We start from the raw sequence: 12,516 nt of genomic DNA, 5'->3' as shown, positions 1-12,516 counted from the left end.
CCGACTGCTCTAGAATTCAAGGATGATGCGTGGACGGCCTCCGGCCTTCGAACGGGACCAGGCGCTGCTCGAGGCGGCGCGGCTGTTCTGGCGTCACGGGTATTCCGGCACGTCGACGAGGGCGCTCACCTCGGCGATCGGCATCTCGAGTTCGAGTCTCTACGCCGCCTTCGGGAGCAAGGCCGGTCTCTTCGCCGAGGCGGTCGAGGTCTACGCGAACCGCTATGCCGAGATCTACCGGCGAGCCGTTGCTTCGGATGCGATCGGCGAGGTCGTCGAGACGCTGCTGCGGGAGTCGATCATCGAGTTCACGCAGGATCCCGCGGACCATCCCGGGTGCATGGTGACGAGCGCGATCATCACGGACTCGGCGGACGCGAGCGACGCGGGAGAGATCATCAGCGCCATGCAGACGGAGAACGCGCGGCTGCTCCACGCCCGATTCACCCGGGCCGTCGAGGACGGCGATCTGCCGGCCGACGCGTCCCCGACAGCGCTCACCGACGCCGTGCAGGCCGTGTGGCTGGGACTCTCCGCCCAATCGAACCAGGGCATGAGCCGCGAGCGGCTGCTGCGCGCGGCCGATCTCGCCGCCCATGCCCTGTGGGGGACCCGCACCGCCGAAGCGTGAGCGCGACTCAGCCCGGGATCACCCGGGGGCCTGGCCTGCCCGGACGCCGGTCAGCACCGCATCCCGTGCCGCCACGAGGTTCGCCAAAGCCGGCTCCACCTCGGCGTACCCGCGGGTCTTCAGCCCGCAGTCGGGGTTGATCCACAGCCGCCTGGCGTCGACGGACTCGAGCGCGGTCTCGATGAGCTCGGTGAGCTCGACGACGCTCGGCACCCTGGGGGAGTGGATGTCGTAGATGCCCGGCCCGATGCCGCGGGCGAAGTCCGCCGCGGCGATGTCGGCGAGCACTTCCATGCGCGAGCGGGCGGCTTCGATGCTCGTGACGTCGGCGTCGAGGGCGTCGATCGCCTCGATGATCTCCCCGAACTCCGAATAGCACAGATGGGTGTGGATCTGCGTGGCCGGCGCCGCCTGAGCTGCGACGAGGCGGAACGAGCGGACCGACCAGTCGAGGTAGGACGCGCGATCGGCCCGGCGCAGGGGCAGGAGTTCACGCAGCGCCGGCTCGTCGACCTGGATGATGCCGATGCCCGCGGCTTCGAGGTCGGCGACCTCATCGGCCAGCGCCAGCCCGATCTGGTCCGCGGACTCCTGGAGGGTGACGTCCTCGCGGGCGAACGACCACGCGAGGATCGTCACCGGGCCGGTGAGCATGCCCTTGACCGGCTTCGTCGTCCGGGACGCCGCGTACGTCGACCAGGCGACGGTGATCGGCTCCGGGCGGGAGACGTCGCCGAAGAGGATCGGCGGCCGCGTGCAGCGGGACCCATAGGACTGGACCCAGCCGTTCTCCGTCGTCGCGAACCCGTCGAGGTGCTCGGCGAAGTACTGGACCATGTCGTTGCGCTCGGGTTCGCCGTGGACGATGACATCGAGTCCGAGGCGCTCCTGGAGGTCGACGGCACGGTCGATCTCCGCCCGCATTGCCGCTTCGTAGGCCTCGGCGTCGATCCGCCCCGCACGATGGTCGGCTCGGGCCCGTCGCACCTCGGCGGTCTGGGGGAACGAACCGATCGTCGTCGTCGGCAGCACCGGCACGGCGATGGCCTCCTGGGCGAGGGCCCGGTCGGCTGCCGCGCCGCGGCGACCGTCGTGGCCGGCCACCGCGGACACGCGCGCGGCCACGGCCGGGTTGTGGACCCGGGCGGATTCGCGGCGCGTGCGCAGCGCCCGGTCGGCCCGGGCGAACGCCGTCGGGCGGGCCTGCGGGCCGTCACGGAGGGCGGCGGCCAGTGCTTCGACCTCGGTGACCTTCTCCTCGGCGAAGGAGAGCCACCCGGCGACGTCGACGGGGAGATTCGGCTCGTCGGCGACCGTGTGGGGGACGTGGAGCAGGGACGTCGACGTCGAGACGCTCACCTCATCCCGACCCAGCCCGGTGAGGACGTCGAGGGTCGCGGTGAGGTCGTCGGCCCAGACGTTGCGACCGTCGATGACTCCGGCGACGAGGCGGACCGACGCGGGCACCTCGGCGGCGATCCGGTCGAGCCAGGTGGGATCGAGGCGGCGGGTGGCCGCGGAGATGTCGACCCCGAGGGCGGCGATCCCGGAGTGCGCGAGTGCCGGCAGACCCGCCTGGAGCGAACCGTACGGGGTGGTGACGAGAAGTTTCGTGTGCGTGAGTGCCGAGGTCAGCGTGCCGTAGACCCGGGCGGCCGCCTCGGCGAGTTCGTCATCGCTTGACTCGTGCGCATCGGCGACGAGGGCGGGTTCGTCGATCTGCACCCATTCGACGCCGGCCGCGGCGAGGACGCTGATGACATCGAGGTAGACGGCCGTGAGCTCGTCGAGGCGGTCCAGCGGCGCCGTCGTCGTGCCCGGTGCGGTCTTCGCGAGGGTGAGGAGCGTGACCGGGCCGACGAGGACGGGACGGACCCGGTGCCCGGCGGCGCGCGCCTCGGAGACGAGCGTAAGGAGGTGCTGCGGGTGGGCCTTGAACTGCGTCGAATCCTCGAGCTCGGGGACGAGGTAGTGGTAGTTCGTGTCGAACCACTTCGTCATCTCCAGGGGCGAGCGGTCGGCGGTGCCGCGGGCGAGGGCGAAGTATTCGCCGAGGTCGAAGTCTGTGCCCAGCGTCGCCGACGGGATGAGGCCGACGGTGAGCGCGGTGTCGAGGACGTGATCGTAGTGGCTGTAGGTTGCGGGGATCGCGTAGTCCTCGGTGAGGCCGAGTTCGGCCAGCCGGTGGTAGGTCTGGACGCGGTGGGCGCGCACGGACTGGGCGAATTCGTCGGCGTCGATACGGCCGGCCCAGAACCGTTCGAGCGCGGTCTTGAGTTCGCGCCGGCGGCCGATGCGGGGGTAGCCGGTGATCGTCGCGGTGGGAAAGGGGGTCGTCATGATGTCTCCTTCGCAGGGTGGGGTGGATGTGGTGCGCCTCAGAGGGCGGGCACGGGGGTGGGGTGGAGTGAGACGCCGAGGCGGTCGAGCGCTCCGAGCAGGTCGATCGTCGTCGTCCGGTCGTTGAAGGTGTAGAAGTGCAGGCCGGCGGCGCCCTGGTCGAGGATCGTCGCGACGTGCTCGGCGGTCATCTCGAGTCCGATGCGGCGCTGGGCCTGAGGGCTCGCGGCTCCGTCGAAGCGGGCGAGGAGGTGGTCGGGCACCGGCAGCTCGGCGAGCCTGCTCATCGTGTGCAGGCGGCGGATGTCGGTGATCGGGAGGATGCCGGGAATGATCGGCATGGTGATCCCGGCGAGGTCCGCACGGCGGCGGAGCCGGGCGAAGTGGCCCGGGTCGAAGAAGAGCTGGGTGATGGCGAAGTCCGCGCCGAGGCGCTGCTTGGCGGCGAGGACATCGAGGTCTTCGTCGGGGCCGGAGGACTGTGCGTGCCCGGACGGGTAGGCTGCGACCCCGATCCCGAGGCGTCCGGCGGCGAGTTTGGCTGTGTGCTCGGCTTCGATGGTCCGCAGCAGGTGGACGAGGGCGTCGGCGTGGGGGAGGTGCCCGGCGGGGACGCGGTCGGTGCCGGTGGGGAAGTCGCCGCGGATGGCGAGGAATCCGCGCACTCCGGCGCTGAGGAGGTGGCGGATCCAGCCGCGCAGCTCGTCAGCGGTGCCGGCGGTGCAGGCGAGGTGGGCGAGCGGACGCAGCTGAGTGGTCTCGCTGATGATGCGGATGAAGTCGGCGGTGCCGTGCAGCCAGTTGCTCTTCGCCGAGCTCGTCACCGCGAGGTAGTCGGGGTGAAGCTCATCGAGGAGGGCGAGGAGTTCGGGGGTGCCGGCCGCCTGTGCCGCGCTGCGGGGCGGCATGACCTCGAAGGAGAGCGCGAGGGGGTGGTGGCGCTCGGAGTCGGGTTCGGGGTGGGGGAGGCTGACCGGCGCCGAGGCGGAGGCGCGGGGCTCGCGGACCGTTGCGTCGGCGTCGGGGTGGGGTCGTGGTGGGCGGTGGTCGATCGGCGGTCGCCGGTCGACGTCGCGGAATGAGGAGTCGAGGACAGGATCCGGGTGTGTCAGTGATGTGGACATGCCGACATCGTGCCAAGGTCGGCATGTCCACCGCGCCGCTCATGGCGCACGGCGTCACGGTTCGACTTATGTCGGACGCACGCGGTCGCGCGAGGTCATGAACGGTCGGAATCCGTCATGGTCACCGGTAGTTGGTGAACTGGTGAACTGACTTTGAGCGGTTCTCGAATTGACTGAGTGTCGCAAGTTCTAGGGTCTCAAAGGCTGGTGGATTGGTGGTGATGCCTGCCGGAAGTGGTGCTTTCGTGAGATTTCTGCGGGCTGTTTGCGGACTGAAGGGTCTCGGTGTTGACGTTCGCAGTGTCATGCCCCGGGGATAATAGAGGCAGGGAGATTGGAAGAAGGAGATTCTCTCTTGCCAGTGAAATACACCGACGAACTCAAGGCTCGTGCTGTCGAGCTCGTCATCCATGCCCAAGCCGATCCGGACACTGCGAACGGAGCCATCACCCGCGTCGCGAAGGAACTCGGCCTGAGCAAAGAGACCCTGCGAGTTTGGGTACGCAAGCACAAGGACTCCGGTAAAGCCACACCGACTGAGTCAGTCGACCTGGAAGCGGAGAACCGCCGGCTACGGGCAGAGCTGGCTGAGGCGAAACGAGCCAACGAGATCCTGAAGAGGGCGTCGGCTTTCTTCGCGGCGGAGCTCGACCGCCCATCGAAGTAGTCGTCGGTTTTATCGACGAGAACAAACACGAGTTCGGAGTCGAGCCAATCGTGCGCGCCTTGTCCGGGACTGCTGCACGGATTGCTGTGAGCTCGTATTACGCGTACAAGAAACGTCAACCATCAGCCAGGGCCCGACGGGACCAGGCTCTGATGGTGGTGATCCAGGATGTCTATGAGGCGAACTATTCCTGCTACGGAGTACGGAAGATGTGGAAGGCGATCAACCGCGGCTACGCCGACCAGTTCGGGCCGGTGGCCCGGTGCACGGTGGAGCGGTTGATGGCCCAGTTGGGCATCGACGGGATCCGGCGGAGACGGAAGCGTCCGAAAACGGCTTCAGCCAGGGCTGAGGACTGCCCGGACGATCTCGTCGACCGTGAGTTCACGGCTGCTGGTCCGAACTGTCTGTGGGTCGCCGATATCACGTACGTGCCGACGCAGGCTGGGTGGGTGTACGCGATGTTCATCCTTGATGTGTTCACCAGGGAGATCGTGGGCTGGCAGGTGACGAACCATCTGCGGGAGTCGCTGGCCAGGGACGCTTTGACGATGGCGCTAGCGGCGAAATTCCGGGCTGGTGAAGATGTGTCGGGGCTGGTCCACCACAGCGACCGTGGGGTTCAATTTCGGTCGATTCGCTATGGCGAGGCTCTCGCGGAATCCGAGCTTGTCGCGTCGGTGGGATCGCGCGGAGATTCGTATGACAATGCGATGGCTGAGGCTCTGAACTCGGTGTACAAGGCTGAGCTGATCGACAGACGGGTGTGGTCAGGATTGATCGAGGTGCTCGCGGAGACGTCTGCGTGGGTGGCCTGGTACAACCAGGAGCGGTTGCATTCAGCGGTCGGGTACCGTCCGCCGATCGAGGTCCATTCTGAATGGGTCAACCAGTCCGCGGCAGAACCCGTGGCTGCTTAGGAAACCAAGAAAAAGAGCCTCTACGAAACCCGGGGCTTGACACAGGGGTCGGTCCAGGTGGCTCAACTGAGCCACCAATCACGTCGCGATTCATGGTGGCAACGCTTGCCTCAAAGAGCGACACGAATGACCTAGTAGACATGTCTGTGCGGGAAGCATCTGCACCATGTCCTGTGGTTCAGCTCGGCGATCGCGAACTCATGTCAGGCCCGACTTGTAGCTTGTGAACATCCTCACAGAACGGAGATCACCATGGGTCTCAGTTGCGACAGCATCCTCCGGTTGATGCTCCAGAACGGCCTGGATTACGAACTCCTCGAAGAAGAAACACGGGACTACGTGTTCTACCCTGCGATTCACTTATTGGCGGATTCGCTACCCGACAACGATGACCTCATGTGGGCGTTCCTCTCACTCGGCGAATCTACGACTACAAGACAGGCCATCCAGTATGTTGCGATCAGTAGTAGCTTCGTGGCGTCGGGCAGCGGTTACCATGAGAAAGATGATGCCGCTGGGAAACGAGACAGTGAACTAAACCTAATGCGGGTGAGTGACATCGCGGAAGTCGAGGTCAAATCGATTGATGGCCTAGAGCTCAGGGGCGAGTACACATCGGCCGGTCGCCCGCATGTGAAAGTTCGCGACAAGAGCTCTATTGATGTCACACTCGGATCTAGGCGGCTCGGCCGGAAGTCGGTCTCGAAACTGATCGGCGATTTGGTGAGATTGGTGGGTGCCTCAAGTTAAGGCGCGATGCGGGTGGCTTATCGGCGCGACTGTCAGTGCTGTTTGAGCCTTTCCCACCGCACAGGGGGAGGGGCACCCTCAGATGCCCACTCGACCTGGTAACCCAACTTTCGAAGAACATCTATAGCCGAGTGCGGATCATCTCTCACCACGGCGCGTGTTTGCGTCCGGCGCCACTCAGCTCGCCCTTCCTTCAACGCCTCCATCGTGCCCTCCTGCTTGTCCACCCCGAACTCTTCTATCAAAGTCTCGAGCACGTCTTCGAGGCAAGGGCGGAAGCGGTGACCGCCGAGAGGGAAATGGATGCTCTGCAACGATGGGACCGTATTGCCATCAGCACGCGAGCGAGCCCGGCGCGTGCCCTGCCCTGCTTTGGCCATCAAGAAAGTGAACGCATCCCGATGAGCATGAACATGCATATGCGCAGAAGGAACCTTACCTGAGTTCCGGTCGTATTCGTATCGGAAAATCGGACCGGTGCCGGCCATCGGGACGACCGCGATCTTGGATTTTTCGACTGCCAGGAAATCACCATCCCCGTCGAGGCAACACCGATAGTCCACCTTGAGGTTGAGGAACGGCTGCCCGTCCACGGCCAGAGGAATGCCGACCGACGGATTCTGACGAACAGAAACACGCGGAGTGCCTTCAACGTTGAGAGCCTTGAACGGATCACATTGCGGCGCCACCGCGTGCACTGTCTTAGTCAGCCGTTGCGCGAAGTCAGTAGCCTGGGTTTCCAGCGAGGAACGATCAATCTCCAATGAGGTATTCCAGCTCCATCAGATCGTCATACAGAGCCTGATCGTCATCACTCAAGACATAGGGCCTTGACCCTCGATCGTGGACACGGTGTCGGTTCGGTTATGCCGCTTCCGCGAGGGTAGCGGATGCGGCGGCTTCGTAGGTGTTCGGGCTGATGTTGCCGATCGCGGAGTGGCGTCGGCGGGTGTTGTAGCGGTTCACCCAGCGGAACACGGCCCGGTAGGCGGTGGCCTGGTCCGGGAACGCCGCGCGTCCGGCGAGGAGCTCACGTTTGAGGGCGGCGTTGAAGCTCTCCGCGAGTGAGTTGTCGGCACTCGTCCCGATCGCTCCCATGGACTGGATGACCTTCAGGTCCTTGCAGAGCTTGACGTAGGCCTTCGAGGTGTAGACCGAGCCGTGGTCGCTGTGGAAGATCGCGCCGGCCAGTGAGCCACGCTCGCGGGCCGCGGCGCGGAGGGCGTCCTCGACGAGCTCGGTGCGCATGTGGTCGGCGACCTGCCAGCCGGCAAGCTTGCGGGAGCCGAGGTCGATCACCGAGACGAGGTAGAGGTTCGAGCCGTCCGCGATGGGCAGGTAGGTGATGTCTCCCACGTACCTGCGGTTCGGCTCGCCGACCGTGAAGTCGCGTTCGATCAGGTCCGGGAAGCGCCTGCCCGACTGGTCCGGGATCGTCGTCTTCACTCGGCGTCGCAGCCGGATTCCGGCGAGCTGGTGCTCGCGCATCACCCGGGCGACCCGCTTGCGATTGACCCGTTCGATCGGCGCGACGCCGTCGTTGAGGTCAGCGGTGATCCGCGGTGCACCATACGCGCGGTCGCCGCCCTGGTCGGGATCCTGCAGCACCCGGATCCGCGCCGCCAACGCCGCGTCCGCAGCGTGACGCTTGGCTCGTCCTGGCGCGGCTGCGAGCCACGCGTAGAACGAGGATCGGGCGATCTGAATGACCTCACACAACCGCTTCACGCCGTAGGCGTCCTTGTGGTCCTCGACGAACTGGAAGCGGTTCACCAGTTCGTCTCCCCGGCGAAATACTTCGCCGCCTGACGGAGTATGTCCCGCTCCGTCTCGAGCTTGCGGGCCTCGGCCTTCAGCGCTGTGTTCTCCGCTTCGAGCCGGGCCACCCGCGCCGCCTGCGACTCCGGCCGCGGCCCATCAGGCACCGCCATGCCACCGCCGACAGTCGTCCCGGAGCCGAGCTTGTCGATCCACTCCTTCAACGCGCCCCGCGAGACCCCAAGATCGCCCGCGATGCCCTTGAGCGTCGCGCCAGGCGTCGACTCGTACAGGTCCACCGCCCGCCGCCGGAACTCGTCGGTGTAGTTCTTCCTTGCCATCCTTGGATTCTCGCTTCCCCAGCATCGTGCTGGAATCAGCGTGTCCAAGATCAGGGGTCAAGCACCATAAGCTTCGCCGCGTGCTTTGAACTCATCTAGATCGCTGATGCTTTCAATCAGAGCGACATGACGGCCACGTGCATCTTCGAGAGAGATGATTTCAGTTGTTGCAAATGGCATAGTGTTCCACCTCCCGGTTTCACTCATAATAGCCTCGATTCAATGAGCGTACGCGTAGGTACTGACACGAGTTTCGGAGCTAAGTCTCGGAGCGATTCTCGCACTGACAGAGTTCACGACCGTTCGTTGAATAACGCCACCGAACCAGACTGCACGAGACTATCTAGCCTTCACGTCGAGGCTGCACTCGCCGTCAAGTGTGCTTCATTCCTGATCTTGGTCGCCGCATACAAATTGGCGATCGTCTCCTACGGATCATCCTTACATCGGCCGTTCGAGCTTCAAGCTTTCGCAATGAATCCTTGCTCGAGAGCCTCATGTGCGGCCACGGCAACGTACAAAAGAGACGCAAGAGACGGGGCGGGTTCAAGGGGTGGACGCAACACTTCCTTTCAGAGAGGAAGTGTTGCGTCCACCCCTTGAACCCGCATTGCCGATATCGCCTACCTACCCGGGTTGGCGATGCGCAAGGCCGCCGACTTGTATCCAGGGCAGGCGAAGACTGATGCCAGGGATGCGTTCATCATCGCCGACACTGTGCGCACGATGCCGCACACGTTGCGCTCCGTGGACCGCGAATTGGATGTCCTGGCTAATATCAAAGTGTTGGCCGGCACCGATGAGGACCTGGTCCATGACATCACTCGAGCGATCAACCGGCTGAGGTCGTTGCTGCTCCAGATCCACCCCGCGCTGGAACGCGTTTTCAAAGGCACCGTGTTGACCAGGAGCATTGTGTTGGATCTGTTGATTCGGTATCGGTGTCCGGCCGGGTTGCGTGCGGCGGGGAAGTCGGGAGTGAAGCGGTGGGCGCGTAACCATGCCCGTAAGGACCCCTCAGCCCTGATCGATGCGATCTTTGAGGCTCTGGCTGAGCAGACGGTGACCGTGCCGGGCAGTGAGGCGTCGGAGTCGGTGGTGCTGCGTCATGCCGCCAGAATCAAGGCGTTGAAGGTTGAACGGGCCGAGATCGAGGCAGAAGCTGCTGAGTTGGCTGATTCGCTCCCTCTTCTTCAGGTCTTAACGTCGATGCCGGGAGTCGGCGATAAGACCGCGTGCCAGATCCTCCTGGCGGCTGGTGATTTCAGTGCGTTTAGGACTGCTGGGCATTTGGCTGCGTATGCCGGTATTGCCCGTCCCGCTGCGACGAGTTGACGCTCACTCCAGCCGACCATGGCGACGGTCTTGGTGAAGACGCCGATGATCGCGGTGCTCACGGCGTCGTCGGCCGCTTCGGGTTCGCTTGCGCTCAATCCGGCGTCGAAGGCGATGACGTCGGCCACGGTACGACCGTGCCGGTTCGCCAGCCCCGAAATGGTCACCAGTACCGGTTCGCCTGAGATGGCGTCGATCTTCTCGGTGTCATCGCCGACAGCGAGGATCCGTGAGTCGCTGGTGCGCTGCCACCCATCGACGGCGACGCCGCCCGTCGGGCCGACGTGCAACCCCGCCCGGGCCGCGATGGACGATGCCGGGCACACTCCGCGTGCATCGATCAACCAGCTCGCACGCTATCGCAGTGCCATCGTCGAGCAGTACACCCTCGGGCGTGAGCTCAGTGATCGACGAGTTCACATGAACCGTCACGCCATTCGTGGCGAGTTCGTCGAGCACCGTCGCGGCCATCTCTGGATTGAGCGGGCTTAGCGGGTAAGGCGAATGCTGGACTAGTGTGACCTCCGCTCCACGGTGGGCCAGGTTCTCGACGGCTTCCAGTCCGATGAACCCGCCTCCGGCTACGACCGCACGAACACCGTCACCGACGCTTTCCAGCCGCGCGGTGATGCGGCCGACGTCATCGATCGAGCGCAAGGTAGCGACTGCGGGACCGTCCGCGGCCCCTGCGAACACGTCTCGCGGAACAGAGCCTGCTGCGAGCACGAGGTAGTCGTATGATTCCGTCGTCTCGGTGAGGGCGCGTACGTCACGCACCGTGACGGTTCGCGACGCGGGGTCGATCGCGATGACGTCCTGGCCGGTGCGGATATCCAGTTCAAACCGTGAACGCAATGCCTCCGGTGTCTGTACTAGAACCGCATTTCGATCCTTGATGACTCCGCCGACGTAATACGGCAGACCACAGTTCGCAAAGCTCACGTAATTGACGCGTTCGAACACGACAATCTTGGCCGACTCATCGAGGCGACGCAGACGGGTGGCCGACGACATGCCCCCGGCAACACCTCCAAGAACGAGTACACGCGTGACGGTCACTTCCGACCGAATAGCTTCGGCAGGAAACCCGGCTCGCGGGGCTCACCTTCGTGGCCCTGGCACTGCTGCGGCCTCGGGATCCCCCTCATCACTTGGGTGACATGCTGGCCGCAGCCAGCCCAGGTCGTCTTCGAACATCGGCGGCACGTGACAGCTCGGCACATATTTCGTTTCCTCCTGGGCTCTTCGGGGCTCGATACCCCCTGGGGTATTCTTCTTCTCGGAATATCAAGGTGCGTAATGTCGGACCGCCATTCGTCGTCAACGCATCCCGACGGCCGCACCGCAGGGGTGCTGTGCCGTCGGTCCGACCGGGACTGCCGTGCACTGATTTGCCGTTGAGGGTACTGGGCCGATTGCGTCCAGACGGCCCGCCGTAGCAAGCTGAAGCGATGGTGGTGCGGTCGGAGTTTGGCGTTCTGTTGCCGGAATGCGTCAGTATCGTTGCGACCGGCGAGGACCGACCAGTTGCGAGGCACTGGCCGCTGGAGGAAGCCGTCATCAAGCACGTAAGCCCCGAGCGTCGTGTTGAGTTCCGAACGACGCGCGAATGTGCGCGGGCAGCTCTGGAGGGACTTGGCTACACAGGGGTTGAGATTCCGTGTGGAGCGCATCGAGAGCCCATCTGGCCGGTAGGGGTCGTGGGGAGCCTGACGCACTGTTCCGGCATGAGGGCCGCCGCTGTCGCGCGATCCACCAAGCTTCGCGCGCTGGGCATCGATGTCGAACCGGATTCGACGCTCCCGTCCGGAGTACTGGACGTGATCGCAACCGAGCGCGAAGTTGACATGCTGCCACGGCTCCGCAGCGTGGATCGAACGATCTCATGGGACCGGGTGTTGTTCAGCGCAAAAGAGGCCGTATTCAAAGCCTGGTTCCCGGTTACGGGCCAGTGGATCAACTATCCAGACTGTTGCCTGGATATTGACCCGGTATCGGGGTCATTCTCTGCGCACTTCGTTGACGACTTCCGTCGATCCGGCGTTAGCGCGAAGGACCTGGTCGGTCGGTGGAGCGTGCGCAATGGGATGGTGTTCACCGCTGCGCATATTCTGGCGACGTCGCTCGACGAAGAGCCTCACTGACTGCTTGCGGATCAAGCTGAACTCGATCGGATATCTGCTCGTGGGCCCAGCGGTCGAGGTCGAGGATCCACACTTCTTCCATGCGTAGTTCATATAGCCGAAGCATCGCGTCACCGCTGAGCTGTTCTGGCCGAAGTGCGAGTTCGGAGGCTTTGGCAGGATCGGGGTGCATCTGTCGGTAAAAGTAGGCGACTCGCTCGGCCAGGGCAGGGCCAGCGAGTGCGGTGCAGCGTCCAGCAACCTGGAGTCCATCAGGTCCCTCAGGCATTCCCGGCAGGAGCGACACAGCTGCGGCGGCTTGGTGTGTCACAGCGATATCTGTTGAATGGCGGGTAGCGACGTGGGATCCCACGACTAGGCTAAGCGGAGAAGCGAACCAGGCATACTGTAGTTGGGCGGCCCAGGGAGCACCAGCCGGATTGACGGTTGCCAAGGTGAGGTAGCCGGCCTGCCGAATGATGGCGACGGCGCGTTCAAGGAGGTCGGGACTGCTATGCACGGATACC

At 64.4% G+C, this 12,516-nt stretch carries 13 protein-coding genes, 1 pseudogene and 1 other annotated feature; of the genes and pseudogenes, 6 read left to right on the top strand and 8 right to left on the bottom strand.

Annotation, left to right across the window (positions count from 1 at the left end):
* The first annotated feature begins 22 nt into the window (after positions 1 to 22).
* On the top strand, positions 23 to 631 hold the full coding sequence (locus FJ887_RS13295; RefSeq protein ID WP_137826836.1) for a TetR/AcrR family transcriptional regulator: 609 nt from the start codon (positions 23 to 25) through the stop codon (positions 629 to 631).
* A gap of 18 nt (positions 632 to 649) precedes the next feature.
* Here the strand turns inward: FJ887_RS13295 and metE are convergent, their stop codons facing one another.
* A complete protein-coding gene (metE, locus tag FJ887_RS13290; RefSeq protein WP_137826835.1) occupies positions 650 to 2,971 on the bottom strand; it encodes a 5-methyltetrahydropteroyltriglutamate--homocysteine S-methyltransferase in 2,322 nt (773 codons plus the stop codon).
* A 38-nt stretch (positions 2,972 to 3,009) separates the two neighbouring features.
* On the bottom strand, positions 3,010 to 4,095 hold the full coding sequence (locus FJ887_RS13285) for a methylenetetrahydrofolate reductase (protein WP_140955514.1): 1,086 nt from the start codon (positions 4,093 to 4,095) through the stop codon (positions 3,010 to 3,012).
* A 361-nt stretch (positions 4,096 to 4,456) separates the two neighbouring features.
* Between FJ887_RS13285 and FJ887_RS13280 the strand changes: the two genes are divergently transcribed.
* The 3 genes from FJ887_RS13280 to FJ887_RS13270 all read left to right on the top strand — a co-directional run bounded on the left by FJ887_RS13280 (position 4,457) and on the right by FJ887_RS13270 (position 6,432).
* Positions 4,457 to 4,762 (top strand): transposase, encoded by a 306-nt coding sequence (locus FJ887_RS13280; RefSeq protein ID WP_181365656.1) that lies wholly within the window; start codon positions 4,457 to 4,459, stop codon positions 4,760 to 4,762.
* Positions 4,723 to 4,851: a sequence feature (AL1L pseudoknot), on the top strand. Its footprint overlaps the gene before it by 40 nt.
* Positions 4,753 to 5,682 (top strand): IS3 family transposase, encoded by a 930-nt coding sequence (locus FJ887_RS13275; RefSeq protein ID WP_137826981.1) that lies wholly within the window; start codon positions 4,753 to 4,755, stop codon positions 5,680 to 5,682. Its footprint overlaps the feature before it by 99 nt. The genes FJ887_RS13280 and FJ887_RS13275 overlap by 10 nt, the downstream gene beginning before the upstream one ends.
* A gap of 285 nt (positions 5,683 to 5,967) precedes the next feature.
* Entirely contained in the window at positions 5,968 to 6,432 is a 465-nt protein-coding gene (locus tag FJ887_RS13270; RefSeq protein WP_137826980.1) for a hypothetical protein, read from the top strand.
* Between the two features lie 32 nt (positions 6,433 to 6,464).
* Here the strand turns inward: FJ887_RS13270 and FJ887_RS13265 are convergent, their stop codons facing one another.
* The 3 genes from FJ887_RS13265 to FJ887_RS18400 all read right to left on the bottom strand — a co-directional run bounded on the left by FJ887_RS13265 (position 6,465) and on the right by FJ887_RS18400 (position 8,711).
* Positions 6,465 to 7,196 carry a hypothetical protein gene (locus FJ887_RS13265; protein WP_137826979.1) on the bottom strand — a complete coding sequence of 244 codons (732 nt, stop codon included), beginning with the start codon at positions 7,194 to 7,196 and terminating at the stop codon, positions 6,465 to 6,467.
* 100 nt (positions 7,197 to 7,296) lie between these two features.
* Positions 7,297 to 8,531 (bottom strand): IS3 family transposase gene (locus tag FJ887_RS13260; protein WP_137826983.1). Its coding sequence is split into 2 segments (ribosomal slippage): positions 7,297 to 8,222 and positions 8,222 to 8,531, totalling 1,236 coding nucleotides; the frame shifts between segments, so codons are not numbered across the junction.
* Between the two features lie 57 nt (positions 8,532 to 8,588).
* Positions 8,589 to 8,711, bottom strand: a complete 123-nt coding sequence (locus FJ887_RS18400) for a hypothetical protein (protein ID WP_283202142.1) — start codon at positions 8,709 to 8,711, stop codon at positions 8,589 to 8,591.
* A 438-nt stretch (positions 8,712 to 9,149) separates the two neighbouring features.
* Here FJ887_RS18400 and FJ887_RS13255 point away from each other — a divergent pair.
* Positions 9,150 to 9,845 (top strand): annotated as a pseudogene (locus tag FJ887_RS13255) (IS110 family transposase); the annotation flags it as partial.
* Positions 9,846 to 10,073: 228 nt separating this feature from the next.
* On the opposite strand, the gene FJ887_RS13250 reads toward FJ887_RS13255, so the two are convergent.
* Both FJ887_RS13250 and FJ887_RS18660 read right to left on the bottom strand, forming a co-directional pair.
* Positions 10,074 to 10,925 carry an NAD(P)/FAD-dependent oxidoreductase gene (locus tag FJ887_RS13250; protein ID WP_283202141.1) on the bottom strand — a complete coding sequence of 284 codons (852 nt, stop codon included), beginning with the start codon at positions 10,923 to 10,925 and terminating at the stop codon, positions 10,074 to 10,076.
* Complete coding sequence (locus FJ887_RS18660) at positions 10,922 to 11,089, bottom strand: DUF8730 family Cys-rich protein (RefSeq protein WP_488192642.1); 168 nt, start codon at positions 11,087 to 11,089, stop codon at positions 10,922 to 10,924. Before FJ887_RS18660 ends, FJ887_RS13250 begins: the two co-directional genes overlap by 4 nt.
* A gap of 228 nt (positions 11,090 to 11,317) precedes the next feature.
* Here FJ887_RS18660 and FJ887_RS18390 point away from each other — a divergent pair, with 228 nt between their 5' ends.
* Positions 11,318 to 12,010: a 4'-phosphopantetheinyl transferase family protein gene (locus FJ887_RS18390; protein ID WP_137826976.1), complete on the top strand. Its 693-nt coding sequence runs from the start codon at positions 11,318 to 11,320 to the stop codon at positions 12,008 to 12,010.
* On the opposite strand, the gene FJ887_RS18575 is transcribed toward FJ887_RS18390, so the two are convergent.
* Entirely contained in the window at positions 11,961 to 12,509 is a 549-nt protein-coding gene (locus FJ887_RS18575; protein WP_171007128.1) for a pyridoxamine 5'-phosphate oxidase family protein, read from the bottom strand. The genes FJ887_RS18390 and FJ887_RS18575 overlap by 50 nt on opposite strands.
* Positions 12,510 to 12,516: the final 7 nt, after the last annotated feature.

It is taken from the genome of Brevibacterium sp. XM4083 (assembly GCF_006489205.2).
Taxonomy (GTDB): Bacteria; Actinomycetota; Actinomycetes; order Actinomycetales; family Brevibacteriaceae; genus Brevibacterium.
The sequence above is the reverse complement of the archived record's forward strand: the minus strand, read 5'-3'. Positions and strand labels throughout refer to the sequence as shown.

What these genes read in the sequence shown, in the direction of transcription:
- FJ887_RS13295 (WP_137826836.1), top strand. Translation starts at nt 23, where the DNA reads ATGATGCGTGGACGGCCTCCGGCCTTCGAACGGGACCAGGCGCTGCTC.
- metE (WP_137826835.1), bottom strand. Translation starts at nt 2,971, where the DNA reads ATGACGACCCCCTTTCCCACCGCGACGATCACCGGCTACCCCCGCATC.
- FJ887_RS13285 (WP_140955514.1), bottom strand. Translation starts at nt 4,095, where the DNA reads ATGTCCACATCACTGACACACCCGGATCCTGTCCTCGACTCCTCATTC.
- FJ887_RS13270 (WP_137826980.1), top strand. Translation starts at nt 5,968, where the DNA reads ATGCTCCAGAACGGCCTGGATTACGAACTCCTCGAAGAAGAAACACGG.
- FJ887_RS18400 (WP_283202142.1), bottom strand. Translation starts at nt 8,711, where the DNA reads ATGCCATTTGCAACAACTGAAATCATCTCTCTCGAAGATGCACGTGGC.
- FJ887_RS18660 (WP_488192642.1), bottom strand. Translation starts at nt 11,089, where the DNA reads ATGTGCCGAGCTGTCACGTGCCGCCGATGTTCGAAGACGACCTGGGCT.
- FJ887_RS18390 (WP_137826976.1), top strand. Translation starts at nt 11,318, where the DNA reads ATGGTGGTGCGGTCGGAGTTTGGCGTTCTGTTGCCGGAATGCGTCAGT.